The 26,543-nt window shown below is 36.6% G+C and carries 21 protein-coding genes, 3 tRNA genes and 1 other annotated feature; of the genes, 9 read left to right on the forward strand and 15 right to left on the reverse strand.

The genetic code is table 11. From position 1 onward, the window contains the following. From tnpA to HMPREF0848_RS08500, 9 genes are all read right to left on the reverse strand, one after another. Positions 1–259: IS200/IS605 family transposase (gene tnpA, locus HMPREF0848_RS08460; RefSeq protein WP_037609459.1), on the reverse strand; the 259-nt coding region annotated here is incomplete at its 3' end. A 254-nt stretch (positions 260–513) separates the two neighbouring features. Next, the gene (gene mfd, locus HMPREF0848_RS08465) at positions 514–4,020 is read right to left on the reverse strand and encodes a transcription-repair coupling factor (protein ID WP_008535962.1); all 3,507 of its coding nucleotides are present in this window, start codon (positions 4,018–4,020) and stop codon (positions 514–516) included. Next, positions 4,013–4,582, reverse strand: a complete 570-nt coding sequence (gene pth, locus HMPREF0848_RS08470; RefSeq protein ID WP_002887360.1) for an aminoacyl-tRNA hydrolase — start codon at positions 4,580–4,582, stop codon at positions 4,013–4,015. Before pth ends, mfd begins: the two co-directional genes overlap by 8 nt. Before the next feature lie 73 nt (positions 4,583–4,655). Then, the gene (gene ychF / locus HMPREF0848_RS08475) at positions 4,656–5,771 is read right to left on the reverse strand and encodes a redox-regulated ATPase YchF (protein WP_008535963.1); all 1,116 of its coding nucleotides are present in this window, start codon (positions 5,769–5,771) and stop codon (positions 4,656–4,658) included. A 182-nt stretch (positions 5,772–5,953) separates the two neighbouring features. Then, positions 5,954–6,145, reverse strand: coding sequence for a DUF951 domain-containing protein (locus HMPREF0848_RS08480; RefSeq protein WP_008535964.1), 192 nt, complete (start codon positions 6,143–6,145; stop codon positions 5,954–5,956). 51 nt (positions 6,146–6,196) lie between these two features. Continuing rightward, positions 6,197–7,333, reverse strand: coding sequence for a DNA polymerase III subunit beta (gene dnaN, locus HMPREF0848_RS08485; RefSeq protein WP_008535965.1), 1,137 nt, complete (start codon positions 7,331–7,333; stop codon positions 6,197–6,199). 154 nt (positions 7,334–7,487) lie between these two features. Then, positions 7,488–8,852, reverse strand: coding sequence for a chromosomal replication initiator protein DnaA (gene dnaA / locus HMPREF0848_RS08490; RefSeq protein WP_008535966.1), 1,365 nt, complete (start codon positions 8,850–8,852; stop codon positions 7,488–7,490). Positions 8,853–9,090: 238 nt separating this feature from the next. After that, positions 9,091–9,858: a ParB/RepB/Spo0J family partition protein gene (locus HMPREF0848_RS08495; RefSeq protein ID WP_008535967.1), complete on the reverse strand. Its 768-nt coding sequence runs from the start codon at positions 9,856–9,858 to the stop codon at positions 9,091–9,093. A 64-nt stretch (positions 9,859–9,922) separates the two neighbouring features. Further along, complete coding sequence (locus HMPREF0848_RS08500; RefSeq protein WP_008535968.1) at positions 9,923–11,158, reverse strand: S1C family serine protease; 1,236 nt, start codon at positions 11,156–11,158, stop codon at positions 9,923–9,925. 205 nt (positions 11,159–11,363) lie between these two features. On the opposite strand from HMPREF0848_RS08500, the gene rlmH reads away from it, so the two are divergent. Both rlmH and HMPREF0848_RS08510 read left to right on the forward strand, forming a co-directional pair. After that, a complete protein-coding gene (rlmH, locus tag HMPREF0848_RS08505) occupies positions 11,364–11,843 on the forward strand; it encodes a 23S rRNA (pseudouridine(1915)-N(3))-methyltransferase RlmH (protein WP_002887366.1) in 480 nt (159 codons plus the stop codon). A gap of 15 nt (positions 11,844–11,858) precedes the next feature. Then, entirely contained in the window at positions 11,859–12,542 is a 684-nt protein-coding gene (locus HMPREF0848_RS08510) for a YoaK family protein (RefSeq protein WP_002887367.1), read from the forward strand. A gap of 27 nt (positions 12,543–12,569) precedes the next feature. On the opposite strand, the gene HMPREF0848_RS08515 is transcribed toward HMPREF0848_RS08510, so the two are convergent. After that, positions 12,570–12,643, reverse strand: a tRNA-Arg gene (locus HMPREF0848_RS08515). A 172-nt stretch (positions 12,644–12,815) separates the two neighbouring features. Here HMPREF0848_RS08515 and HMPREF0848_RS08520 point away from each other — a divergent pair. Beyond that, positions 12,816–12,887 (forward strand) — tRNA-Glu (locus tag HMPREF0848_RS08520). Positions 12,888–12,908: 21 nt separating this feature from the next. Next, a tRNA-Asn gene (locus HMPREF0848_RS08525) sits at positions 12,909–12,982 on the forward strand. A 105-nt stretch (positions 12,983–13,087) separates the two neighbouring features. Here the strand turns inward: HMPREF0848_RS08525 and HMPREF0848_RS08530 are convergent. The 3 genes from HMPREF0848_RS08530 to HMPREF0848_RS08540 all read right to left on the reverse strand — a co-directional run bounded on the left by HMPREF0848_RS08530 (position 13,088) and on the right by HMPREF0848_RS08540 (position 18,284). Next, entirely contained in the window at positions 13,088–15,673 is a 2,586-nt protein-coding gene (locus HMPREF0848_RS08530; protein ID WP_008535970.1) for a YfhO family protein, read from the reverse strand. 49 nt (positions 15,674–15,722) lie between these two features. Beyond that, on the reverse strand, positions 15,723–17,345 hold the full coding sequence (locus HMPREF0848_RS08535; protein ID WP_002887369.1) for an ABC-F family ATP-binding cassette domain-containing protein: 1,623 nt from the start codon (positions 17,343–17,345) through the stop codon (positions 15,723–15,725). Between the two features lie 66 nt (positions 17,346–17,411). Continuing rightward, on the reverse strand, positions 17,412–18,284 hold the full coding sequence (locus HMPREF0848_RS08540) for a YitT family protein (protein WP_008535971.1): 873 nt from the start codon (positions 18,282–18,284) through the stop codon (positions 17,412–17,414). A gap of 143 nt (positions 18,285–18,427) precedes the next feature. Next, positions 18,428–18,669: a binding site (T-box leader), on the forward strand. A gap of 44 nt (positions 18,670–18,713) precedes the next feature. On the opposite strand from HMPREF0848_RS08540, the gene trpS reads away from it, so the two are divergent. Both trpS and guaB read left to right on the forward strand, forming a co-directional pair. Beyond that, the gene (gene trpS, locus HMPREF0848_RS08545) at positions 18,714–19,736 is read left to right on the forward strand and encodes a tryptophan--tRNA ligase (RefSeq protein WP_008535972.1); all 1,023 of its coding nucleotides are present in this window, start codon (positions 18,714–18,716) and stop codon (positions 19,734–19,736) included. Positions 19,737–19,913: 177 nt separating this feature from the next. Beyond that, complete coding sequence (guaB, locus tag HMPREF0848_RS08550) at positions 19,914–21,395, forward strand: IMP dehydrogenase (protein ID WP_008535973.1); 1,482 nt, start codon at positions 19,914–19,916, stop codon at positions 21,393–21,395. 136 nt (positions 21,396–21,531) lie between these two features. Here the strand turns inward: guaB and recF are convergent, their stop codons facing one another. Next, positions 21,532–22,635: a DNA replication/repair protein RecF gene (recF, locus tag HMPREF0848_RS08555; RefSeq protein WP_008535974.1), complete on the reverse strand. Its 1,104-nt coding sequence runs from the start codon at positions 22,633–22,635 to the stop codon at positions 21,532–21,534. Between the two features lie 2 nt (positions 22,636–22,637). Continuing rightward, the gene (yaaA, locus tag HMPREF0848_RS08560) at positions 22,638–23,015 is read right to left on the reverse strand and encodes a S4 domain-containing protein YaaA (RefSeq protein WP_008535975.1); all 378 of its coding nucleotides are present in this window, start codon (positions 23,013–23,015) and stop codon (positions 22,638–22,640) included. A 77-nt stretch (positions 23,016–23,092) separates the two neighbouring features. On the opposite strand from yaaA, the gene yfmF reads away from it, so the two are divergent. From yfmF to HMPREF0848_RS08575, 3 genes are read left to right on the forward strand one after another with little or no spacing between them, the layout of a single operon-like run. Then, the gene (gene yfmF, locus HMPREF0848_RS08565) at positions 23,093–24,343 is read left to right on the forward strand and encodes an EF-P 5-aminopentanol modification-associated protein YfmF (RefSeq protein ID WP_008535976.1); all 1,251 of its coding nucleotides are present in this window, start codon (positions 23,093–23,095) and stop codon (positions 24,341–24,343) included. A 1-nt stretch (position 24,344) separates the two neighbouring features. After that, entirely contained in the window at positions 24,345–25,622 is a 1,278-nt protein-coding gene (gene yfmH / locus HMPREF0848_RS08570) for an EF-P 5-aminopentanol modification-associated protein YfmH (protein ID WP_008535977.1), read from the forward strand. A 56-nt stretch (positions 25,623–25,678) separates the two neighbouring features. Beyond that, positions 25,679–26,536: a helix-turn-helix domain-containing protein gene (locus HMPREF0848_RS08575; protein ID WP_008535978.1), complete on the forward strand. Its 858-nt coding sequence runs from the start codon at positions 25,679–25,681 to the stop codon at positions 26,534–26,536. Positions 26,537–26,543: the final 7 nt, after the last annotated feature.

Below are 26,543 nucleotides of genomic sequence, written 5' to 3' on the forward strand. Positions count from 1 at the left end.
CACTTTTACCTTTTAAATATCCCATAAAACTAGCTACACTCATTCGTGGTGGAATACTTACTAACATATGGACATGATCTGGCATTAAGTGGCCTTCTATTATTTCAACGCCTTTATATTGGCATAGTCTATGAAAAATCTCTCCCAGACTACTCCTATATTGATTATAGATTATTTTTCGTCTATACTTAGGTGTAAATACAATGTGGTACTTACACATCCATTTTGTATGTGATAAACTGTGAGCTTTTTGCGCCATAGTCTTAACTCCTTCCGCTTTACAATTGGCTTGAACACCTATATTGTAACTCGTTTGGAGTTTTTTTGTTATGACGGTATAACCTTCGATGCGCACCCGCATAGCGGGTGGTTTATCTGTTTCGCACCTTCGGAGCGAAACGGACTTAAAGTCACATAATGAGAGGAACGACACCAGTCGCCCCTCTCAGGAGATTTATGAAAAAGAAAAGTTTTAGGATGTTTATAGTATATAGCGACTTACTTAAACTTTCCTTAAGCTTCTATTTTTTCTTTACGTTCTTTGATTTCCATAAATGTCTGTCCGAAAATCTTTAACTCTTCAAGGATCTCATAGTCTCTCTTATTACGAACATCAAAAGTAATCTCAACTTTCCCCTTGTTGTCACTAATTCTTGCCTTTAAATGCGTCTTAGAGATAGCTTCGAAATAGTCTTGAGTCAAGAAGAATTTAAGAGAAGCTTTTTCAAAACGAACAATAATACTATCATTCTTACGATCAACTAATTCTGCAAAGGCAGCATCTAGATATGCCTTAACCAGACCAATCTCAATGAGATAGGCAACCTGGTCTGGATATTCTCCAAAGCGGTCAATAAGATCATCTTGAAGGTCTTGATAGTCTTTCTGATTCTCAATTTCTCGAATCCGCTTATAAATTTCAATTTTTTGACGCTCGTCAGAAATATAGTCGGTTGGAAGATAAGCATCAATTTGAAGATTGAACTCTGCATTTCCTTTACGGCGAACTTGAGTTTTACCTTGACGTTTATTGATAGCTTCTTCCAAGAGTTGCGAGTACATTTCAAATCCGACTGAGTCAATGAAACCACTTTGAGAAGCACCAAGAATATTTCCTGCACCACGAATCGATAAATCACGCATGGCAATTTTAAAACCTGACCCCAGTTCAGTAAAGCCCTTAATAGCATCCAAACGCTTCTCAGAGACTTCTGTTAGTACTTTGTCAGGACGATACATGAGATAAGCATAAGCAATTCGATTACTACGTCCAACACGACCTCTTAGCTGATAAAGGGTAGACAAGCCCATATGGTCTGCATTCTCAATAAAAAGAGTATTAACGTTGGATATATCAATCCCTGTCTCGATAATGGTTGTAGCTACCAGAACATCGTAATCACCATTCAAGAAGTCTAGGAGGGTGTTCTCTAGCATCGACTCACTCATCTGACCATGTACAAACCCGATACGTGCTTCAGGGACCAACTCATGTAGTTCAGAAACTTTTTGGTCAATGGTTTCAACACGGTTATAAATATAAAAAACTTGACCACCTCGGTCCATCTCTCTTAGAACAGCTTCTCTAATAAGACCAGGATTGGTTTCCATCACATACGTTTGAACTGGATAACGGTTGGTAGGCGCTGTCTCAATAATCGACAAGTCACGAATCCCCAACATAGACATATGAAGCGTACGAGGAATAGGTGTCGCAGTTAGAGTAAGGACATCAACCTTAGCTTTCAACTCCTTAAGTTTCTCTTTATGCTTCACGCCAAAACGTTGTTCTTCATCAATTACTAGCAAGCCTAAGTCAGAAAACTCAACATCTTTAGACAGTAGGCGGTGGGTACCAATAATAATATCAATACGCCCTTTAGCTAGATTTTCAATAGTCTCATTCTGCTCTTTTTTACTTCTAAAACGACTAAGTTCATCTACTTCAACGGCATGATTTTCAAAACGCTCTTTAAAATTCAAATAGTGCTGATGGGCGAGAACTGTTGTAGGAACTAGAATAGCAACTTGCTTACCATCGTTGACTGCCTTGAAGGCAGCACGCATAGCTACCTCTGTCTTACCAAAACCAACATCACCAACCAAGAGACGATCCATGGGTTTATCTGACTCCATGTCTGCCTTAATTTCTTTGATAGAACGCAATTGATCCACTGTCTCAGCGTAGGCAAAATCATCTTCGAAATCTCTTTGATTATCATCATCCGGTGAAAATGCAAAACCTTTAAGTTGACTACGCTCGGCATAGAGTTTTAAGAGATCATCGGCAATATCCTCTACCTGCTTGCTTACTTTTTGCTTGGTCCTTTGGAAGCGCCCATCATTGAGTTTATTAATTTTGGGCTCTTTACCATCTGCCGACACATACTTAGAGAGACTCTCAATCTGCTCAACAGGTAGAGAAATTGTAGCTGCATCCTGATATTGGATAGTCAGATAATCACGATGCACCCCTTTAATCTCAATGGTCTCAATACCTTTAAATTGTCCGATACCATGAGTCTGGTGTACAACATAATCACCTTTTTCAAGTTCATTGTAATCTTTAAGACGCTCAGCATTGGAAACATGACTGGCACGCACACGACGTTTCACTTTTTTATGGAAAATCTCACGTTCAGTAACTAGAACAAGCTTTTCATCCGCAAAGTAAAAACCATTTGATAAGTTTCCTAAAACTAACTGAGGCTTATTAGGTATTAAATCTTGAAAACTACTAAGAGGTAAATCTAGGTCGTATTCTTCCAAGGTTTCCTTCAAAGATTTGAGCTGCTTCTCAGATCCTACTTGTAAAATAACTGTCGCCTTATTCTTGGTATAGCGATGTATTTCATCAACTAGAAGTGGAAACTGGTTAAAGAACTCCTGCATAGGGTATTGCGTGAATTGATACAACTTATCAAATTTAAGATTCCCCAGTCCCTTATGAAAATTTGAAAAGAAACTAGCAGGATGATAGTTACGCAAAGTCTTAAATGAATCCACAAAGTAATTTAGATGACTTAGCGACTTACCTTGTTGAAGATCCTCAGTTAAAAGATTAGCCACCTCCAATTCAAGACGCCCGTGGCGGTCCACTATTTTATGAAAATCATCAATGAATACAGGAGTCCCCTTGGGCAGATAGTCAAATAAGGTATAAGCTTTGTCATAAAAGAGAGATAGAAACTTACGCAAATCTTTATGACGGTGACCATCAATCGTTACTGACAGAACTTCTTCAAGATAAGCCTTATGAGGACCTTCTGACTTTGAGACTTCACTTTCTAGGGCCTTCTCAGCACGTTGGTAATCTTCTCTTGTTAAGATAATATCATCTGCCGGTGATACGATAACATGCTCTAAATTGTCTAAAGATTTCTGACTATCACTATCAAACTGACGAATGCCATCAATCTCGTCTCCAAAAAATTCTAAACGGTAAGGTAGCTCTGCAGTCAGTTCATAAATATCTAAAATATCGCCCCTGCGACTAAACTCACCAGGTGAGAAAACCTGTTCTACTCTTTGATATCCAATATTACTCAGATGCTTACTAAGAGCTTCTAAATCATGTTCCTCCCCTAGTGCTAAGTCAATACGAGAGTCTTTATAAACCTTAGGATTAGGCAAATGTAACTTAGTACCAACTAAACTCGTAACTAAGATTCCACTTGCCTCTTTATCCATTAAAAAATTAAGACTTTCGAGACGAGAATGGGTCTTTTCTGGTGAAGCAAAGATAAATTCAGCAGCTGATACGTCATCTGCAAAAAAGGAGTAAACCTTGTCTTCTCCTAAGATAGCTGACAAGTCTCCTGTCAATTGCTCAGCTTCATTTTGTGTTGAGGTGACTATTAAAATCTTTGGAACCTGTTCAGAAAGAGCGGATGCCATGACAACTGCCTTGCTCGAACCAGAAAATCCCATTAACAGTTGTCGACTTAATAATGACACCTTATCTCGCCATTCAACCAATTGAGGATTTTCCTCAAAAAGATCTAAGATTGTATTAGCCATTATAACGCCTCATGGTGTCTTCAAAATCATTTGTTTTAAGGTAATGATTCAGTGCGGCCTCTACCTTGTCTAAAGTCAGCTGTATTGTGGCATAATCATCCTCATTAAATCTTCCAAGAACATGATTAACGACTGTCATACCTTTTTGTGGACGACCAATGCCAATTTTTATACGATCAAATTCTTGAGTTCCGGTTTCAGCAATGATAGATTTAATACCATTATGACCACCTGCTGAACCTTTTTGACGAAAACGGATTTTTCCAACTTCCATATCTAAATCATCATAAATGACGATAAAATTTTCGATTGGAATATTGTAATAAGCCAACAATGCTCTAACGGCTAGACCTGATAGATTCATAAAGGTTGTTGGTTTAACAAAATAAACTTTCTCACCGTTTAAGAAAGTTGAAGCCACTTCAGCCTTAAAGGTCTTTTCCTCAGAAAATGTTAACCCTAACCCCTTAGCAATAAGGTCTATTGCCATAAAACCAACATTGTGACGTGTCTCATGGTATTTTGAACCTGGATTGCCCAAACCAACTACTAATTTTGTCATTATTTCTCCTCTTTGATAGACAGCAAAAGGACTGAAAAATACTTTTCAGCCTGGTGCATTATTTTTTTATTTTCTATACGTTAAAGCGGAACTCCATGATGTCACCATCTTGAACAACATAATCTTTTCCTTCTTCACGAAGGCGTCCAGCTTCCCTAACAGCTTTCTCAGATCCATAGCTAATCAAATCGTCATAAGACATCGTTACAGCCCTGATAAAGCCTTTCTCGAAGTCAGAGTGGATAATTCCAGCAGCTTGTGGGGCTTTGATACCACGCTTAAAGGTCCAAGCTCTTACTTCTTTTTCACCAGCAGTGAAATAAGTTCCAAGACCAAGCAAGTGATAAGCTGCGCGTGTCAGTTTATCAACACCAGACTCTGTCAAGCCGAGGTCTTCCAAGAACATCTCTTTATCCTCATCATCCAACTCAGAAATTTCTTCTTCAACACGAGCTGAGATAACGACTACTTCTGCATTCTCAGTTGCTGCAAACTCACGAATTTGTTTAACATACTCAATATCATCTGGATTTGAGACTTGATCCTCATCAACATTTGCCACATAGAGCACCGGTTTTGTTGTCAAGAGGAAAAGTCCCTTTACAATTTTTTGCTCTTCCTCAGTAAAATCAATCGTACGAGCTGACTTGCCATCTTCCAGCACGGGCTTAAGTTTCTGAAGAACATTAAACTCTGCCACAGAATCTTTATCTTTTTGAGTACGGGCAACTTTTTCAACACGGGCATAGCGTTTGTTAACTGACTCAAGGTCAGCCAAAATCAATTCTAGGTTGATGGTATCAATATCAGCCATCGGATCAACGAAAGCATCCTCACGCCCTTGTTCACGCATAACATTTTCATCATCGAAGGCACGAACAACATGGACAATCGCATCCACTTCACGAATATTGGCCAAGAACTTATTTCCAAGACCTTCACCCTTTGATGCTCCTTTTACAATACCTGCAATATCTGTGAACTCAAATGTGGTTGGAACTGTCTTTTTAGGGGTAATAAGTTCAGTCAATTTTGTCAAACGCTCATCTGGTACTTCAACCATACCAACGTTTGGATCAATTGTTGCGAAAGGATAGTTAGCAGCTTCCGCACCTGCTTTTGTAATTGCATTGAAAAGAGTTGATTTACCAACGTTAGGCAAACCAACGATACCTGCTGTTAAAGCCATTAATATTTTTCTCCATAAAAAAGTAATTCAGTTAATTATAACACAAAAAATGTTAAAAATTGGCAGCTTCCTTTTGACAATTAGAAAAAGGAAGAAATAACAAAATGAGATCTTTTGGGGTAACTTTGACACCCTGCCAATATAGGCAATCTTCAGGATGCAGACCTCATCCTTAAACCTAGTTATAAAACTTTTTTTAGTTTCTTTTCAAAATCATGACGACTCATCATGACCACATGATCACAATTGGTACAACGAATCTTAATATCAGCTCCAAGACGGGTCACTTCCCATTCATTGGCTTTTTTTCCTGTTGCTTTGATAGTACAAGCATGAGGTTTTTTCATTTCAACGAAACTTCCAAGTTGGTACATAAAATCCCTTTCTAGTAAAAAAGTTATCCACAGTGGATAACTTTTTCGATTTTAGTTTGTTCTTACAGGTGTAATCAATTGAATAAAGTTTTCACTATCATCTGCTGGCGTCAAAGTAAATGGACGTACTGGTGAGATGAAACGCACACGTACAGTCTCACTCTTAAGTGCTTTTAAGGCGTCAATCAAGTATGTTGGATTAAAACTAATAATCAAATCACTACCCGAAACATCCTGCACATCAATGTCTTCATTGACTTTTCCGACTTCCGGAGAGTTAACATGAGCGCTAACATTACCATTAACGATTTCGAGTTTGACTGTTCCACTTTGACTTGCATTTGAAATCAGATAAGAACGCTCCATAGCAGAACGGAGGCTTGCAGTTTCAAAAACAACTTCAGTTTCAAATGAATCTGACAAGAGACGATTCGTATCTGGATAATTTCCTTCCAGTAAGCGTGTATAGAAAGAGATGGTTTCACTACGGAAAAGAATTTGATTAGCTGAGAAGAAAACTTCCAAGTTATCAATATCATCACTAAAGACTGCTGATAATTCTTTTAGAGAGCGACTTGGGATTACAACATCAAAATTATCTGCAGAATGCTCTAAAACAAGTTGGCGTTGGCTCATACGATGAGAATCTGTTGCTACAGCCTTTAAATCATTGTGGTTGGAAAGGACAAAGTGAACTCCGGTTAAAATTGGACGACTTTCTTGCGTACTTGCTGCAAATGAAGTTTCAGAAATGATGGATTTTAATACCTTAGTATTCATCATTAATGGGGTTAAGCTATCAACTTCTTGAATACGTGGATATTGTTCGACATCTTTCCCCTTTAGAGTAATTTCAGATTTCCCACTTTTTAGTAATACTTGGTATTGTTCGATTTCTTCAAAAGTAAGGGTAACATCAGGTAGGCTTGAAACAACATTAATAAAAAAGTTTGCTTCCAAAAGGATAGTACCTGATTGGGTAATCAATAAACCTGCATTTTCTTCTGAAACGGAAATGCTGTTTTCAATTGAAATTTGACCATTTGAACCAGTCAAATAGATTCCCTCACTAGTTACCTCGATTTTTATGGTTGATAGAATTGGGATAGCATTTTTAGAGGAAATAGCTCGTCGAGTTGTATGAAGTGCTTGTAGGAAATAAGCTTTATTAATCGCAAATTGAATCATGATACTCCTTTATTTTATTAGTATTATTTTAGTAGTAGTAGTAGGTCTTGTGGACACTGTGCATAAGTTCAAAATTCATAGATTTAGCAAGGCATAGGACTTGTGCACAGCTTGTGGAAAACTCTGAATTTTTTTGTTGACTTATCCACAAGGGTCATTTTATCTTATTTTTGATGGTATCAATTTCGATACGTAAACTGTCATCTTGAGAAATCATATTTTTGATTTTGTTATAGGCATGTAAGACTGTTGAGTGGTCTCTTCCCCCAAATTCTTTCCCAATTTTAGGAAGAGAGTTGTCAGTCATTTCACGCGCAAGATACATGGCAACCTGGCGTGCCAAGACAATATTTTGTGTTCTTTTGGTCGCCTTAATCTCCTTGACAGTAACATTATAAAACTTACCTACCTCAGTTTGGATATCTTCAATAGGAATGAGAGTTAGCTTAGGTCCATCCATTTTACGTGCACGAATGGCTTCTGCCGCTACTTCTACTGTGATAGTATCTAGTTGACGGACGTTAGCAACTAAACTAATATCTTTTAGGGCTCCTTCTAAGTCACGGACATTTGAGTCAAACTGGCCAGCTAAATATTCAATAGTTTCAGATGGAAAATGATAATCGTAGTCCATAATCTTATTGGTCAAAATAGCAACTCTAGTTTCAAAGTCAGGGGGTGTAATATTGACGGTTAATCCCCATTTGAAGCGCGTGACGAGACGTTCTTCCATCTCATTTAATTGATCTGGGTTACGGTCGCTAGTCAAAACGATTTGCTTGTTATTGTTGTGCAAGACGTTGAAGGTATTGAAAAATTCCTCTTGGGTAGCTTGTGTTGATTTTTTTGCCAGTGATTGGATGTCATCAATCAAGAGGACATCTAGATGGCGATATTTTAATTTTAGTTCATCCATTTTGTCTAAACGGATGTGTACGACGAATTCATTAATGAAATTTTCAGCAGTAATATATTTAATGCGAGCTTGAGGATTATCATGTAAGACTTTGTTACCAATGGCATTGAGCAAGTGAGTTTTCCCGAGACCAGGTCCTCCGTATATAAATAGAGGGTTATAAGTAGCTCCTGGTGAATCAGCTACAGCTAAGGATGCAGCTACTGACCAACGATTTTCATCTCCTTGAATAAAATTGTCAAAGGTATACTTACTATTTAAGTCTGAGTTCAATGTAGGAAGAGCAGGCGATTGCAAATCCTTATTACTGCTGAAGTCATTAGTGGTTACGTTTTGATGTACTTGATTTAAGAGTGCTTCATCAAAGACATATTCAATCTCTATTTTACTATTATAGACTTCAAATCCTGCCAGTAAAATGACAGACTGCATGTTTTTTTCCCAGAATAGTTTTTTGACCTCTTCAAGCAGAATTGTAGCAACGTTATCTTGAACTTTGATGAGCTTGGTATCTAGAACATAATAATCAAAAGTGGCTTGTGTAAGCTCCTCTTTGGCCAGCTCTAAGAGCTTATTCCAAAAAAATTGCTCTTTTTCTGTCATTCCATCAATTCTCCTTTTATATTCTTATCCTCTGATTCTATCATAAAATAAAAAAGTTTTCCACAGGTCTAAAAGAGAAGCAAGCTACGGTTATCAACAACCTAAAAAAGATAATCCACATTGTGCATATGAGTTTTCCACAGTCTGTGAATAAAAAAAGAAACCCTTTATTTTAAAAGGGTTTTTACGTTTATAATCTGTGGATAAGAGTGTATTTCTTATCGCATAAATTCACAGGTTAAATAAGTTTGTTGATAAGTCTGTTAAAATCTTCTTCTGACGAAAATTGTATCTTAATTGTCCCTGAGTGATTTTTATGATAACTAAGAGTCACAGGGAGGCCAAGTGATTTCTCAAGTTCTTTTTCTTTATCTTTTATATGTATATCTTTCTTTAGTTTTTGCTTTCTAGGTAGCTCCTGAAGTCTTTTTTCTAGAGTACGAACCGACCACTTTTCAGTAAGGACTTTATGAAAAATGTTTAATTGCTTTTCAGGATTTTGAATAGCTAAGAGCGCTCTGGCATGTCCTTGACTCAATTTTCCATGCTCGATACTCAGTTGAATTTCTCTAGGTAGTTGGAGGAGTCTAAGAGCATTACTAATATATGGCCTAGATTTTCCCATGGCTTTGGCCAGCTCCTCGTGGCTATATGATAACTCACTAATTAAATTATGATAGGCTTTTGCTTCTTCAATAGGATTTAGATTTGACCGCTGTAAATTTTCAATAATGGCTTGTTTACGGCTATCTTGGTCTGTTATTTCTTTTACAACTGCAGGGATTTCTGTCATTCCTAGACGTTTACAAGCTCGTAAACGTCTTTCTCCAGCAATTAGTTCATAACCAATAATATCAGATTTTCGAACGATGATGGGTTGTATTAAGCCATTTTCAGCTATTGATTGACTAAGCTCTGTTAACTCGTCATCTGAGAACTCTAGGCGAGGTTGAAAAGGATTAGGATAGATTTCCTGTATAGGTAAAGTTTTGAGTTGTTCTGACATAGCGTTCCTTTCCAAAAAAGACCTTTACATTATTGTAAAGGTCTTTTGACAGATTTGTCAATGATTAATCAGATAAGTCTTCTGTAGATTTTGTTAATTTAAGTTCCTCAGTCTTCTTATCTTTACCACGATAGAAGGTTACCTTAATGGTATCACCAATACTATGACTATAAAGATTTGTTTGGATATCTGTTTTTGAAGTAATTTCTTTGCCGTCAATTTCAGTAATAACATCATTTTCTTGGAGTTTACCGTCAGCTGGCATACCTTTTTGAACACTGCCAACAACAACTCCAGATTTGACATCATCAGGTAAATCTAATTTAGAAGTTGCACTGCTAGAAAGGTTACTAAGATCAACCATTGATATTCCTAGAGCTGGTCGTGTTACTTTTCCATTTTTCTCCAACTGATTAATGATTTCGACAACATCATTAGATGGGATGGCAAATCCCATACCTTCTACGGCGCTTCCAGCCACTGCTGAAGTTGATGAAATTTTACTTGAGTTAATACCGATAACTTGACCTTCAATATTGACAAGTGCGCCACCTGAGTTACCAGGGTTAATGGCAGCATCTGTTTGAATAGCGTTTGTTGAGACCGTCTCACCATTATCATTTTGCATGGTTACAGTGCGGCTCAGGCTAGATACGATTCCCTCAGTTACGGAGTTGGCGTACTCAGTACCGAGTGGACTACCGATAGCAATTGCCTTTTCCCCTACTGTTAGTGAGTTTGAATCTGCAAATTCTGCAACCGTTGATATTTTATCTGAGGAAACTTTGACAACTGCTAGGTCAGAATAAGTATCTTTCCCAACGAGGTCACCAGTAATTTTTGAACCATCTGCAAGCATGATTTCAAGCTTTTTAGCGCCATCAACAACGTGGTTGTTAGTTACGATGTAAGCCTCTTTTCCATCTTTTTTATAGATGACTCCAGACCCCTCACCGGCTACCTGCAAGCCATCAGAATCTTTTGATTTTTCTTGGCTGGAATCAGAATTATCACCCCCACCAAAAATACGTCCGTAAAGATTGTTTAGAGAATCTGATGATGATCCTTCTTGATAATTGATAACAGAAACAACGGCATTTTGCACTTTCTTAACGGCCTTAGTTGTATCTGTTGTGTTACTATAGACGGTTTTAGCTGTTTTGATACCCGTTGATGTTGTATTTGTAAAGGATATACCTGCTGCTGTTAACAGGATAAAGGCTCCAATCAAACCTCCCAGTAATCCAATAAGTAGCATTATTATAGGTGCTACTATTTTTTTCCAGTTAAATTTTTTCACGTTTAGTCCTCCTTTTTTGATAAACATATCAAAGTAAGCTTAATTATATCATAAAGTTATAGCAAAAACAGTTATCAACAACCTGTGGATAAGTTTTTATAAGTGTAGATAATAGGCTGTTTTAAAGGGATTAGTAGACAGAGTTGAAGAGGGAAAGTTGTGGATAAGGTGTTAAAAGATTGTGGATATGTGCTATAATAAATTTATGAAAGTGAAATTGATTACAGTTGGAAAATTGAAAGAAAAATATTTGAAAGATGGTATTTCGGAGTATGTTAAACGACTAGGACGCTTTACAAAATTTGAGTCTATAGAATTACCTGATGAAAAGACACCTGATAATGCAAGTGAGTCTGAAAATAAATTAATTCTCGAAAAAGAGGGGCGACGCATCCTATCTAAAGTAGGTGACCGTGATTATGTTATTGCTTTAGCAATAGAAGGTAAGCAATTTCCTTCAGAGCAATTTGCGAAAGAAATTGAGCAGGCCACTCTTAAAGGCCATTCAGAAATTACTTTTATTATTGGTGGAAGTTTAGGACTGTCATTGGAAGTCAAAAAAAGAGCTAACCAATTAATGAGTTTTGGTCTCCTAACTTTTCCTCACCAGCTTATGCGTCTTGTATTAGTTGAGCAAATCTATCGAGCATTCATGATTCAACAAGGAAGTCCCTATCATAAGTAGAAGAAGGAAACAGACATGTTCAAAATGAAAAAACGGTCTTATCGTGTTTTTGAAGGCTTACGAGTAGCTACCTTAGTCAGTTACATAGGTGGTTTTATTGACGCTTACACTTACAATACTCAAGATGGGCGATTTGCTAGTATACAGACAGGGAATCTCCTTTATTTGGTTATTCATCTCGTTGATGGTCATATCGCAAGGGCTTTTAGTTACTCTATCCCTATATTTTTCTTTATTTTAGGTCAGTTTTTTGTCTTTTTTGCAAAAAAGTGGCTTATTAACCATAAATGGGGATGGCATTTACAGGCCATTAGGCTCGCATTTCTATTGATGATAGTACTCGCAATCATCACTCCATATGTAGATTCCACTATCACTATCGCGGGCTTAGCTTTCTTCGCCTCTCTTCAAGTAGGTATTTTCAAGCGTGTCAGAGGGGTAAATTATGCCTCCTTTATGATGACTGGTAATATTACCAATACCTCTTTAACTGTTGCACGAGCCATTGATGAACATGATTCTAAAGTACTTAAACAAGCATCTTATACTACTATTATCATATTTACTTTTATGGTGGGAGTGGCGACATCAACATGGTTTTCTCATTATTTACATGAATACAGTCTCTATACGACGTTGTTGCCTTTGTTTATTTTAAATTATTTTCTATATATTGAGGCAAAAGAAAAACGCAACTAGAAACTCTAGATTGCGTTTTTTTGTATCTGATCCCAGCAGGATTCGAACCTGCGACCGTTCGCTTAGAAGGCGAATGCTCTATCCAGCTGAGCTATGAGACCAACAACTCTATTAGTTTACAAAATATATAGCAACATGTCAATACTTTGTAAAATCTAACCTAAAATCAAAATGAATTAGCAAAATTTAATATTTTTTTGAAAAAAAGTATAGACAAAATCAAATACTCTGATATAATAATAAGAGTATTAACGAGATGATTAACTCAAAATTGGTCCGTTGGTCAAGGGGTTAAGACACCGCCTTTTCACGGCGGTAACACGGGTTCGAATCCCGTACGGACTATTTTGCTACATAGCAGTTTTATCCGCCATAGCTCAGTTGGTAGTAGCGCATGACTGTTAATCATGATGTCGTAGGTTCGAGTCCTACTGGCGGAGTGATAAGACACCTCAAGTTTAATGACTTGAGTTTTTTTATTTACCTAAAAAATAAACAGGTATGGAACGACCGTTCCATACCTGTTTTAGGATAATGTATGAGTTTTAGATTAATCTTGATTTTCTGATGAAGTGAGCATAGCAACAAAATGTTAGGCTTGACAAGCAACTAATCAATAAACCTAATTTAAATCCATAAGGCACAAAGGTAAGGACTACCTTTCCTTTACCACTAGGTATATTAACCTTCATGAATCCCTTTTGAGATCGGTAAATCTTAACTTTTTTACTATTGACAGTAGCTGTCCATCCCTTATCGTATGGAATGGTGAAAAATAGTGAAGCTTCCTTTTTACTGCTATAATCAGCAAACACCTTATTTTTTGCTGTAGTGACTTTGACATCCCGTTGATTAATGGTATCCATAGCGGTCTGGTAGTTTTGAGTATTTAAGGCATAGAAGCTAGGATTGTCAAAAGATATTGCTTTATTACCATAAAACGTTAGTCCAACTGTAATTGTTTCTTCTTTTTCAAAGTAGCCAAGATCAAAGAAATCAAAGGTATTATCAGTTATTTGACTTTTTGTCACTCCATTTACAGTAGTTGACAGTGAATGGGGATTGTCATCAGACCAAGAAATATTAGGAATGCTGACATATAGTTGGCTATGTGGGGGAGTAGTAACCCGATAAGTTACCGTCACAGAATCTTTGTTTGAGTGGCTATTTCGTTTGGCTACACGTTGATTCAAAGATTTAGCATCTTTATCCAAAAGTTGCGAGGGGGCTCGTTTGAAATAAGTTAAATTTAGACCAGATAGAGCATTTAGGAGATTAGATTGATTGTCAAGTGTGTTGACAGTAAAGGGAGTGTCTTTGTATACGCCATCAGTTAATATAGCAAGCTGGGCAGCATTGTTATTTTGATAAATTCTCATGGACTTTTCAGAGTTTAGCTGATAAAACCCATACTTATTAGGATTTAAGCTCCATAAATTGTATTTTACTCCGAAAAGACTATCAGCGATAATAGTATTATTTTGATAACGAAGATTTAAATTAGTACCTTCAGATTTAAATCCTAATCTATCAAGAGTTGAACTTGAAGCTGTATTTCGAATGGATGAAAATTGAGAAATACCGTTGTAGTTGAATTTCATACTGTCATTACCAGTCTGAGATTCCATTCTCTCAGTACGGTAAAAAGTTTTATTAGTTTTTCGGGTATCTGAGACTAGTTTTGTAATTGCGGACATATTTCGAAGATAACCTTCACGACTTGGAAATACCCACTCATTTCCTAAGGCACCGACAACATAGTATGTACTTAGACTAAGCTCGAAAATGCAAAACAAGAATGTGAAATACTGAAAAATAGTTCTAGGAATCTGTTGTCTATAATAGCTAATAAATAAAATGGCGTAGGCCAAGAGAAAAGCTAGGCTTAATAGCCAGGAAGATGGTTCAATGAAGCTGTAGTGAGAGCGGAAAATCCAAGTGAATAGGAATCCAGTGGCTAGGACTAAGAAAGACATTAGGAGTCTTAATAAAGAAAACTTTTTGACTCGATTTAGAGTTTCTCCCGCTAAAAGAACACTGAGTAGAGAGAGTAGCCAAGAATAACGGTGGAGAAACATATTAGGCGCATGCATTCCTTGCCAAAATAAATCAAGGGGCTGTATATAGAAGCTAACAATAAATAAGCTGAAAAGTAATAAATAGCTTAGACGTAATGAAAGCTTGATTTCGTTACTAACAAAAAATAGTAGAAAAAGAATCAAAGGTAAGAGTCCTACGTAAATCATCGGGATCGATCCAAATTTTGTGGTATCGTAAGCTCCGATAAGATTTTTAGCAAAGAAATCAAAGTAGTAAGTGGAGTCTGTCAATAAATTTGACACACTTGTAAACTTCTCACCATGAATAGTCAAATCAAGTAGTGTTGGAAGTAACATTATAGCACTACTAAGACCAGACAATATAGAAACTACACCAAAATCTAAGAAATGGATTATTTTATTTTTCCAACCCTTAATAGATACTAGCTGTATTAAGGTGTAAAGCGTTAAGAAAATGGCCATCATATATCCAAAATAGTAATTTTGAATAAAGAGACAGGTAAGACTAATAAAGTATAATCCACGTTTATTGAATCGTAGTAGAAGGTGTAAACCTAGTATGATGAGGGGGGCTAAAATGAAAGCGTCTAACCAGGTGCTAATTTCTAACTGGCTGGTAGCAAAACTCATTAAAGAAAATCCTGTAGAAAGACAAAGGATAAAACTCCTTGACACCTTTGTAAAGAGGTGCTTAAAACTAAAGGCACCAGAGAGCCCTATAAGACCAAACTTAAGTATTGTAATGAAGTAAAAGGCATCGGCCATTTGCTTGACAGTAAAGAAATAGTAAAGCGGTGATAAAAAGGAACCTAAGTAATAGCTGGTTAAGGCGTAAAAGTTGAGACCTAATCCACTTGTAAATGTGTAAAATAGGCTCCCATCGCCATGTAATATATTTCTAAGACCAGTTGCGAATATCACATACTGATGAAAACCATCACTCGTTAAAATGGTTTGACTACTACCAGGATAGATATCTTGGCTATAAAGCACCCCTACCATGATCAGTATTGGCAATAATAAAGCGGCTAGGTAAAATAATAATGTTTTATAGTATTTTTTATTTGTCATAATGATACTAAGACAGGTTGGGATATCCCAACCTGCATCTCTTTATAGTTTAATCAGTCCATAGTGCTTTGACTTTAGCTTGAACTTCTTCATTTTCAAGGAATTCATCATAAGTTTCATCAATACGGTCAATAACGCCATTTTTAGAAACGACAACGATGTGGTTCGCTATTGTTTGGATAAACTCGTGGTCATGACTGGCAAAGATAACAGATTCTTTGAAGTCACGGACGCCATCATTTAGACTTGAGATTGATTCCAAATCCAAGTGATTAGTAGGGTCATCTAGAAGAAGGACATTGGATTTCAAAAGCATGAGTTTAGAGAGCATAACACGTACTTTTTCTCCCCCTGAGAGGACATTGACAGATTTCTTGACTTCATCTCCTGAGAAGAGCATACGCCCAAGGAATCCACGCAAAAAGGTATCATCATCCTCCCCTTTTTCTGCGAATTGACGAAGCCATTCAAGGATTGATTCACCGGATGCAAAGTCTTTAGAATTATCTTTTGGAAGGTAAGAACGGCTAGTTGTAACACCCCATTTGATTGTACCTTCATAGTCGATATCATCAGCTAGGGCACGAATTAAAGCAGTGGTTTGAATATCGTTTTGCCCGATAATAGCTGTCTTATCTCCTGGACGTAGGATGAAACTAATGTTATCAAGAATGGTTTCACCATCCATCTTAACAGTGAGATTTTCAACTGTTAGAAGGTCATTACCGATTTCACGCTCTGCTTTAAAATTGATGAATGGGTATTTACGACTTGATGGAACGATTTCTTCTAGCTCAATTTTATCAAGCATTTTCTTCCGAGAAGTCGCTTGTTTAGATTTTGAAGCATTGGCAGAGAAACGTGCAACAAATTCTTGAAGTTCTTTGATTTTTTCTTCTGCTTTTGCATTACGGTCGGCCTGCAAGCGTGCAGCCAATTCTGAAGATTGTTTCCAGAAATCATAATTACCAACGTAGAGTTGAATTTTTCCAAAGTCAAGGTCGGCCATGTGCGTACATACTTTGTTTAAAAAGTGACGGTCATGGGATACGACAATCACGGTATTTTCAAAATCAATCAAGAAATCCTCAAGCCAAGAGATTGATTGAATATCAAGACCATTGGTCGGCTCGTCAAGTAGAAGTACATCAGGTTTACCAAAAAGTGCTTTTGCAAGGAGGACCTTCACCTTGTCACCATTAGCCAATTCGCTCATGTTTTGATAGTGGAGATCTTCTGAAATATTTAGATTCTGAAGCAGTTGAGAGGCTTCACTTTCAGCTTCCCAACCACCTAATTCAGCAAAGAGACCTTCTAGTTCGGCAGCACGAACACCATCCTCATCCGAGAAGTCTTCCTTCATGTAGATGGCATCTTTTTCTTTCATGATATCGTAGAGTCGTTCATTACCCATGATAACAACGTCAATAACACGTTCTTCTTCATAGTCGAAGTGGTTTTGGCGAAGGACAGAAAGACGTTCATCAGGACCAAGAGAAATGTGTCCTGTTGTGGGTTCAATATCACCTGCTAAAATTTTCAAAAAAGTAGATTTACCAGCACCATTAGCACCGATAAGCCCATAAGTATTACCAGGTGTGAAGGCAATATTAACATCATCAAAAAGTTTGCGATCGCTAAAACGAAGCGATACATCCGATACATTAAGCATACATTATCCTTTATTTTTATTCTTATGTACTATTTTACGAGAAATTAGACTTTATTTCAATTGATTTTATAAGGGAGTTATAAAGTCATTTGGTACTCTTTGGTAGTCTTTTTGTAGGCTGAAGCCACGCCCCATAACTGTAGAAGCAGGTATAATGACAATAAAGGCAGTTTCATCTATTTTTTGAATTTCTTCTTGGACTTTTGGAACCTCATGGGTTGATAAGGTGGTCATAATCATATTTTGTGACTGTCCAGTATGTCCACCTAGAGCTGGTATTTTTGTTGCACCTCTATCTGCTACCTTAGTGATATAGTTAATAATTTGTTCGCTATTTTTTGAAATGATTAGAAGATTCCTTGAAGAGTTGAGTCCCACCATCATTTTGTCAATTGTAAGAGAGACAACTCCAAGCGATAGAATGGAATACATAACAGTGTCAGGAGAGAAGGCGATAGCACTGATAGCGACAATGACCCCATCAACAAGAAGTAACACTGTTCCTAGTGGGAGAGGTGTGTATTTATTAAGAATTTGTGTGATAATTCCAGTTCCTCCCGTTGAAGAATTCCCATAGAAGACTATGCCTAGTCCTAATCCTAGTACAATTCCACCAAAAATGGCTGCCAGCATTGGCTGTTTGGTAAGTGTTGGTAATCCCTCAGTTAATTTAATAAAAGTTGGAAAAATGATAGAACCATAGAATGTTTTGAGTAAAACTTCACGGCCTAGAAAACACCAACATAGAATTAATAAGGGGATGGTTGTAGCTAATACGAAGTTAGCATTATTCCAACCAAATAGGGCATTTAAGCTGATAGCTAGCCCTCCTACACCTCCTGAGGCAATATGATTTTTAACTAAAAGTGAATTATAACCGACTGCAGCTATAAATGAACCAATTGTAACTAAAAGTATATCTATTATTCTACGTTTCATACATTATCTCCTAGATATGATATTCTTATTATCAAGCCTTTTTTAGTTTACGTCAAGCAATGACTATTTTGAAAGTATGTACGGTTGTGTTTCACGTGAAACTAGAAAGATAACCTTGACAAAAAAGGATAAAAACATGTAGAATAATAGTCATCAGAAGAGTAGTTCTATCCTTCCTTGTAGAGAGCTGGTGGTAGCTGTAAACCAGTATGAGGGTAGAATGAATGGGCTGAAGAAAATTTGACGATTAACGTGAACACATAAACGTTAGGACTGGCACCCCTTACCGTGCAACTTCTTTGTTGAGAAGATTTGAGATGATAGCTTTAAAAAAAGTTGTCAATTGAGGTGGTACCGCGTATCATAAGTGATTAACGCCCTCACGCATATTTTTGCGTGGGGATTTTTTTGTAGTAGAAAGGTATTTATATGACGAAACCTATTATATTGACAGGAGACCGTCCAACAGGAAAACTCCACCTTGGACATTATGTTGGAAGTCTGAAGAATCGTGTCCTTTTACAAAACGAAGACAAATACAATATGTTTGTTTTTTTGGCAGATCAACAGGCCCTTACGGATCATGCAAAAGAGTCAGAAATTATCAAAGAATCAATTGGAAATGTCGCTTTAGACTACCTTTCTGTGGGTTTGGATCCTTCAAAGTCTACTATTTTTATTCAAAGCCAAATTCCAGAATTAGCTGAGCTGACGATGTACTACATGAACTTAGTTTCTTTAGCACGTTTAGAGCGTAATCCGACCGTTAAGACAGAAATTTCACAAAAAGGTTTTGGAGAATCTATTCCAACAGGCTTCCTTGTTTATCCAATTTCCCAAGCGGCTGATATTACGGCCTTTAAAGCAAATCTTGTTCCTGTAGGAAATGATCAAAAGCCAATGATTGAACAGACACGTGAAATTGTTCGTAGCTTTAATCATACCTATAATTGTGATATTTTGGTTGAGCCAGAGGGAATTTATCCTGAAAATGAAGCTGCTGGGCGTCTACCAGGTTTAGATGGTAATGCTAAGATGTCTAAATCCTTAGGCAATGGCATTTTTCTGTCGGATGGTGAAGATACTGTTCGTAAAAAAGTCATGAGCATGTATACCGATCCAAATCATATTCGTGTGGAAGATCCAGGCAAAATCGAAGGTAATATGGTTTTCCATTATCTTGATATCTTTGGTCGTAAAGAGGATGCTGCTACAATTGCTGAGATGAAAGAACATTATCAACGAGGTGGTTTAGGAGATGTGAAAACAAAACGTTATCTTCTAGAGATCTTAGAACGCGAGTTGGCTCCAATTCGTGAACGTCGTTTAGAATATGCTAAGGATATGGGAGAGGTTTTCCGTATGCTTGAAAAAGGTAGTCAAGTGGCGCGTGAAGTTGCAGGACAAACATTGTCAGAAGTTAAAGAAGCCATGGGAATTAATTATTTCTAATTAAATAATTTTAGGAACCTTGAACAATAAGGTTCCTATTTTTTTTAAAAAAAGGATTTCTTAGGAATCTTATGATAATCTGTTGACAAATCTTTTTAGCATGATATGATATTATCAATTAAAAAATAGACTGGGGTTTTTTGTACCTCCAAGCTTTGAGAAAAGAGGACGATTATAATGTCAAATTGGAACACTAAATTCTTAAAAAAAGGTTACACTTTTGATGACGTATTGCTTATTCCTGCGGAAAGTCATGTTCTACCAAACAACGTTAACTTGCAGACGAAATTGGCTAAAAATTTGACATTAAATATCCCAATCATCACTGCTGCTATGGATACTGTCACAGATAGCAAGATGGCTATTTCAATTGCTCGTGCAGGAGGTTTAGGTGTTATTCACAAAAATATGTCTATTGCTGAACAAGCTGAAGAAGTTCGCAAAGTAAAACGCTCTGAAAATGGTGTCATTATTGATCCATTCTTCTTAACGCCAGAAAATAAGGTTGCTGAGGCTGAGGAATTGATGCAACGTTATCGTATTTCAGGTGTTCCGATTGTTGAGACTCTTGATAATCGTAAATTGGTTGGTATTATTACCAATCGTGATATGCGATTTATTTCTGATTACGATACACTCATTTCAGAACACATGACCTCTGAAAAATTGATTACAGCTCCAGTTGGAACAGACCTTGAAACAGCTGAAAGTATTCTTCATGAGCATCGTATTGAAAAGTTGCCATTGGTTGATGACAAAGGACGTTTGTCAGGACTTATTACTATTAAGGATATTGAAAAAGTCATTGAGTTTCCAAATGCAGCCAAGGATGAATTTGGTCGTCTTTTAGTCGCAGGTGCTGTAGGTGTAACGTCTGATACATTTGAGCGTGCCGAAGCACTCTTTGAAGCAGGTGCAGATGCTATCGTTATTGATACTGCACATGGTCATTCAGCAGGAGTTCTTCGTAAAATCGCTGAAATTCGTGCTCACTTCCCAGAACGAACTTTGATTGCAGGAAATATTGCAACAGCTGAAGGTGCACGTGCGCTTTATGATGCTGGTGTTGATGTGGTTAAGGTTGGTATTGGACCAGGTTCAATTTGTACAACACGTGTAGTTGCTGGTGTAGGGGTTCCTCAAGTGACAGCTATCTACGATGCTGCTAATGTTGCTCGTGAATACGGCAAAACAATCATTGCTGATGGAGGTATCAAATACTCTGGTGATATCGTAAAAGCTCTTGCAGCTGGTGGTGATGCAGTAATGCTTGGTTCAATGTTTGCTGGAACCGATGAGGCACCAGGTGAAACTGAGATCTTCCAAGGTCGTAAATATAAATCATATCGTGGTATGGGATCAATTGCAGCGATGAAGAAGGGATCAAGCGATCGTTACTTCCAAGGTGCGGTTAATGAAGCAAATAAACTTGTTCCAGAAGGAATTGAAGGTCGTGTAGCTTACAAAGGTTCTGCTGCTGATATCGTATTCCAATTGATTGGTGGTATCCGTGCGGGTATGGGGTATACAGGTGCGGAAGATATTCAAGCTTTACATGACAAAGCTCAGTTTGTTGAAATGTCAGGTGCAGGACTTATTGAAAGTCACCCTCATGATGTTCAAATTACCAATGAAGCTCCTAACTATTCTGCTCACTAAAAATAAAAAAGTACTTATCGGGAGATAAGTACTTTTGCTTTACACCAAAGTTTACAAAAAATTTACACATCTGACAATCATAGTTTAGATATTTACGTTGTCAGATGTGTAAATTATAAAAAATAAGAAAGCAAGTCTATATATTGACTTGCTTTCTGCTAATACTACCAGCTTCAACTACGAAGGCCTTTAAATCAGGTGGGAGATTAGTCAGGTGGTCAAGTGAAGTTGTTGTCATGAAAGTTTGAACTTCTTTATCAATACTCTCCAATAATTTGAGTTGACGGTGATTGTCAAGCTCACTCATAACATCATCTAGGAGAAGAATTGGAAATTCACCAGTTACATTTCTAATAAGAGCAATTTCAGCCATCTTTAAAGAAAGAATTAAACTACGTTGTTGTCCTTGACTACCAAAAGATGCGTTCATGTCATTAATGTAAAACGTTAAATCATCTCTATGAGGACCAACGCCAGTATTCTTTTTGAAGATATCTCTTTTGTGATTTTGCCTAAGTGTAATTAAAAATGCTTGGCGAATACTTTTGTGGTTTTGCAAAGATATATTCGATTCATAGGAGATGTTAAGACGCTCAATTTGATTTGAGAGAAGACTATGGTGCTTGTCAGCCTCTACTTCTAGTTGCTTGATAAAGTCTAGTCTGTGTTCAATGACTCGTGCTCCGAAATCAGCGAGTTGTTCATCTAAAACCGACAAAAAATCAATGTCTACCTTGTCGGTAGATTTGAGATAGGCATTACGCTGTTTGAGGACATGATTGTAATTGGACAGATCAGAGAGGTATACAGGTTTAATCTGCCCTAAATCAATATCTATAAATTTACGTCGTAAGCTTGGAGATCCTTTAACAAGTTGTAAATCCTCAGGAGCAAATAGCACAACCGTCATATGACCAATATAATCGGATAATTTAGCTTGTTTGAGGTGATTAACCTTAGTTATGCGTCCCTTATTAGATAAACTGATTTCGAGAGGAAGTTTTCCACTACGACGATGGACAGTGCCGCTCAATTTCAGAGTACTTTGCTGAAATTGAATCAGCTCTTTGTCAGAACGAGTACGATGACTACGTGTTAATGCGAGAAAATAGATAGCTTCAAGAATATTGGTTTTTCCTTGGGCATTACGTCCCAGAAAGATATTAAGATGGGGAGAAAAAGTTACATAGGCTTCAGAATAATTTCTAAAGTGCTGGATATCAATTTTTTCAAGCCACATAATTAGGTCCCTGGGAAACGAACAGGTTTCCGTTTAGTTTTATTACTTTCTTTTGGTTGCTGTCTTTTTTGGTTCTTTTTATTATCTTGGTTCATTTTTTTAACAATAGCTGCAACACGAGCCTTTTCAGCAATCTGTTGTCTATGTTCTTCAATTTCAACCTGTGTAGGAGCCACGATAGTAATTTGAAGTTCTTGAGATGGGATTGTGATAATATCTCCAAGACGAAGTTTTTTTCCACGACGTTTTTCATCTTCACCGTTGAATAAAACGGTATTGTTAGCTAAAAAACTTTTAATAGCACCGCCACTATGAATGATGCTTAGTTCTTTGAAAAGTGCTTGCAGTGTGATGTAGTCATCAAATAATTTGTATTCCATAGTACCTCGACTTTCTCTTGAGATAAGATAGCATAAAAATGGTATAATTGAAAGCATAAACTTTTTAGAGGTTATCAATGAAAATTGCTGATGGTGTCTATGTACACTTCATTCCAACACAAAAATATAAAACTAACCGTATCGTTTTTCGAATGACGGCTTCTTTGAACAAACAAACGATTGCTAAACGAGCTTTAGCTTCACAAATGTTGGCTACAGCCAACCAGCCCTATCCAACAGTGCAAGCTTTCAAAGAGAGATTAGCCTCTCTATATGGAACACAGTTGTCAACTAGGGTGTCAACGAAAGGCTTGACACATAGCGTTGACATCGAGTTGACATATTTAAAAGAGGATTTTATCCCCTCTGATAATGGATTGTTTTGGGAAGTCCTAGGATTTCTAAAAGATTGTCTTTACAAGCCTCTGTCAAGAGTAGCTCAATACCAAAATAAAGTATTTGATATAGAAAAGCAAAACTTGATGACTTATCTGGATGTTGACAATGAAAATAATTACTATTATAGTGAGGTTAAAGGAAGGGAACTTTATTTTGTAAACGAAGGATTGAAAGTTCCTAAATATGGTCAATCGGAACTTGTTGATGTAGAGACTTCATATACAGCTTTTCAAGAGTTTCAAAACATGTTGACAAAGGATCGTATTGATATCTTTATGGTTGGAGATTTTGATGAGTATCAAGTATTACAAGGGTTACATAGATTTCCTTTAGAGGGACGTCAAGTTGATTTACAGTTCAGCTATAGTCAGCCTTTTTCCAACGTCGTAAAAGAAAAAATAGAACCTAGACAAAGTAGTCAATCTATTTTACAGTTGGGATATCAGTTTACTTGTCAATATGGTGATAAAGATTATTTTGCTTTGATTGTATTCAATGCGATGTTTGGTGAATTTGCTCACTCAGTTTTATTTACAGAGATTCGAGAAAAAGAAGGATTAGCATATTCAATTAGTAGTCAACTTAATGTTTTTACAGGTTTACTTGAAGTTTACGCTGGGATTGAAAAAGATAATAGAAATCAAGCTATCCGAGGAATTAATAGAGAATTGAATAATATTAAACTTGGGCGTTTTTCAAGCTCTCTATTAAATCAGACAAAGAAAATCATACGAATGAATACCCTTCTTTCTGAGGACCATGCGTTAACATTAGTTGAACAATGTTTCAATAAGGTTATTTTTGAAGATAAAAGTCTTTCATCAGAACAGTGGTTAGATAATATGGAAAAGGTTACTAAAAAAGATGTTTGCCGTGTGGCACGTCAAGTCAAACTGCAAAGTTTGTTCTTTTTAGAGGGAGTGTCTTAGAATGTCTGCTTTAAAAAAACGTTATTATCAAAAGATTGATGAAGAGATTTATTCAGCAACCTTAGATAATGGCTTATCTTTATCTATTATCAAGAAAAAAGGATTCTTAGAAAAAGCTGCTTTTCTATCAATAAATTTTGGATCAATAGATAATTGCTATTATCTTGATGGAGAGTTACAAACCTATCCTGCTGGTATTGCACATTTTCTTGAACATAAATTATTTGAGGATGAGCAAGGAAAAGATGTAACATTGGATTTTGTCAAACTTGGAGCTGATGTTAATGCTTTTACAACCTTGGACAGGACAACTTACTATTTTTCTACACTTGACAACTTTGAGGAGGCATTAGGCCTCTTACTTAAATTTACGTCAGGTTTTACAAGCTCTGAAAAATCTGTCAATCACGAGAAAAAAATTATCGAACAAGAGATAAATATGTATCAAGATGACCCTGATTATAGAGCTTATTTAGGTTGTTTGCAAAACTTGTATCCAAATACCATATTAGGTCAAGACATTGCTGGAAATAATGAAAGTATTGAAAAAATTACTGTAGAGGATTTGAAGAATAACTTTGATTGTTTTTATAGGCCAGAAAACTGTCATCTTGTCTTAGTAGGTGATTTTGATGTTGATGATATTTACACATTTGTAAATGAAAGACAACGAAGGTTGACAGAGTTGAAAACGATAGTAGAAAAAGAAAAAAAACTCATTGAGGCCGAGATCAAAAAAAGGGACAATCTTCAAATGGAGGTGTCTATCGCCAAATTAGCCGTGGGTTTTAAAAGTGCTACTTTTTCTGACAGTCGTATGAAAGAAAATTTACTAGTACAATTATTATTTAATTTATTGTTTGGGTGGACGTCTCCCTACTATCAAAATTGGTACTCTGAAGGAAAAATTGATGAATCTGTATCAATTGAATACGAGGTCTCTAATCGATATTCGTTTGTCATTATAACTATGGACACCGTAGAACCTATAAAAATGTCAAGTCTAATTCGTCAAGTAATGACGTCAGCGGACAAAAAAAGATTGTTGACAGAAGAAGCGTTAGATTTACAAAAAAAAGCTTTGTATGGTGAATTCTTACGTAGTTTAGACAATATCCAGGGGTTAGGAAATCAATATTTAGCATTCTTAGATAATGACAAAACTTATTTTGATTTAGGACAGGAATTGATGAGTATTACTTCTAAGGAACTAAAGGATTTTTTGAATCATTACTTGTCAAATATGGTAATTACCGACTTTGTTGTATTCCCCAAATAGGTAATTATTTGTTATAATAGAAGCACTAAAAAAGAAAAATATTAGAAAGGGGAAAAATGAAGTTATATTCTCTTGGTGAGCAGTTACGTGCGGCACGAACAAAGAAAAAATTAAGTTTATATGATGTGGAGAAACTTACTGGAGTTGAAGCACAGTTTCTTTTAGCTATGGAAATGGATCAACTTAAAGCTTTACCAGAGGACATTCAGCAAGAGGCGCTTGAAAAGTATGCCACCTTCGTAGGTTTGGATGGTAAACGATTGTATGAAGAGCAGAGACATAAGGAGCGACGATTAGCAGAAAAGAAGAATCAATCTAATCGTAAGGAAGACAGCTTAGATGCAAAAACTCCCATGTCACGCTTTTCTAAGCATAAACGTGAAGAAAAAAGAAAATCCACATACCTCCCCTTACTAATTCTCAGTGCAGTTTCGTTGCTTATTATCTGTTCGGTTGGTTATATCATTATTAGACATCTTTCTAATCAACCTCAGGTGATTAAGCTTAATACTATTTCAACAGCCAATCACCTATCAGTAGCAGGAAAAGCTAAATCGTCTAGAAATATTTCTGAAGTTACGGTTTCTGGAGCAAATGTGAAAACAACTACGCAAGGTAATCAATTAATGGTTGACCTTTCTAATGTTGCTTCTTCTGTGGTTTTAGGTGTAGAGTTGTCTGGAAATAACGAAGATACATGGTTTTCTGTAGATAACTCAGATGTTTCAGAGAGTTATCTTCTTTCAAAAACAAAAAAATCAAAATACTCCTTAGATCTTTCAGATAAAACAAGAACGACTCAAATTACCATTGCACAGTCTTCAAAAGTAACCATAAAGATAAATGGTGAGTCGCTTGATTTGTCTCAATTAGATAAAAACAAACCTAGTTACCTAACTTTAAAAATTCAATAGAATCGAG

It is taken from the genome of Streptococcus sp. C150 (genome assembly GCF_000187445.1).
In the GTDB taxonomy this organism is placed as follows: Bacteria; Bacillota; Bacilli; order Lactobacillales; family Streptococcaceae; genus Streptococcus; species Streptococcus raffinosi.

Coding starts and splice junctions, on each gene's coding strand:
- HMPREF0848_RS08480 (WP_008535964.1), bottom strand. CDS start 6,145: ATGTACCAACTTGGAAGTTTCGTTGAAATGAAAAAACCTCATGCTTGT.
- dnaN (WP_008535965.1), bottom strand. CDS start 7,333: ATGATTCAATTTGCGATTAATAAAGCTTATTTCCTACAAGCACTTCAT.
- HMPREF0848_RS08540 (WP_008535971.1), bottom strand. CDS start 18,284: ATGAAACGTAGAATAATAGATATACTTTTAGTTACAATTGGTTCATTT.
- HMPREF0848_RS08535 (WP_002887369.1), bottom strand. CDS start 17,345: ATGCTTAATGTATCGGATGTATCGCTTCGTTTTAGCGATCGCAAACTT.
- recF (WP_008535974.1), bottom strand. CDS start 22,635: ATGTGGCTTGAAAAAATTGATATCCAGCACTTTAGAAATTATTCTGAA.
- trpS (WP_008535972.1), top strand. CDS start 18,714: ATGACGAAACCTATTATATTGACAGGAGACCGTCCAACAGGAAAACTC.
- HMPREF0848_RS08575 (WP_008535978.1), top strand. CDS start 25,679: ATGAAGTTATATTCTCTTGGTGAGCAGTTACGTGCGGCACGAACAAAG.
- guaB (WP_008535973.1), top strand. CDS start 19,914: ATGTCAAATTGGAACACTAAATTCTTAAAAAAAGGTTACACTTTTGAT.
- HMPREF0848_RS08510 (WP_002887367.1), top strand. CDS start 11,859: ATGTTCAAAATGAAAAAACGGTCTTATCGTGTTTTTGAAGGCTTACGA.
- dnaA (WP_008535966.1), bottom strand. CDS start 8,852: ATGACAGAAAAAGAGCAATTTTTTTGGAATAAGCTCTTAGAGCTGGCC.
- HMPREF0848_RS08530 (WP_008535970.1), bottom strand. CDS start 15,673: ATGACAAATAAAAAATACTATAAAACATTATTATTTTACCTAGCCGCT.
- mfd (WP_008535962.1), bottom strand. CDS start 4,020: ATGGCTAATACAATCTTAGATCTTTTTGAGGAAAATCCTCAATTGGTT.
- yfmH (WP_008535977.1), top strand. CDS start 24,345: ATGTCTGCTTTAAAAAAACGTTATTATCAAAAGATTGATGAAGAGATT.
- ychF (WP_008535963.1), bottom strand. CDS start 5,771: ATGGCTTTAACAGCAGGTATCGTTGGTTTGCCTAACGTTGGTAAATCA.
- pth (WP_002887360.1), bottom strand. CDS start 4,582: ATGACAAAATTAGTAGTTGGTTTGGGCAATCCAGGTTCAAAATACCAT.
- yfmF (WP_008535976.1), top strand. CDS start 23,093: ATGAAAATTGCTGATGGTGTCTATGTACACTTCATTCCAACACAAAAA.
- yaaA (WP_008535975.1), bottom strand. CDS start 23,015: ATGGAATACAAATTATTTGATGACTACATCACACTGCAAGCACTTTTC.
- rlmH (WP_002887366.1), top strand. CDS start 11,364: ATGAAAGTGAAATTGATTACAGTTGGAAAATTGAAAGAAAAATATTTG.
- HMPREF0848_RS08495 (WP_008535967.1), bottom strand. CDS start 9,858: ATGTCAGAACAACTCAAAACTTTACCTATACAGGAAATCTATCCTAAT.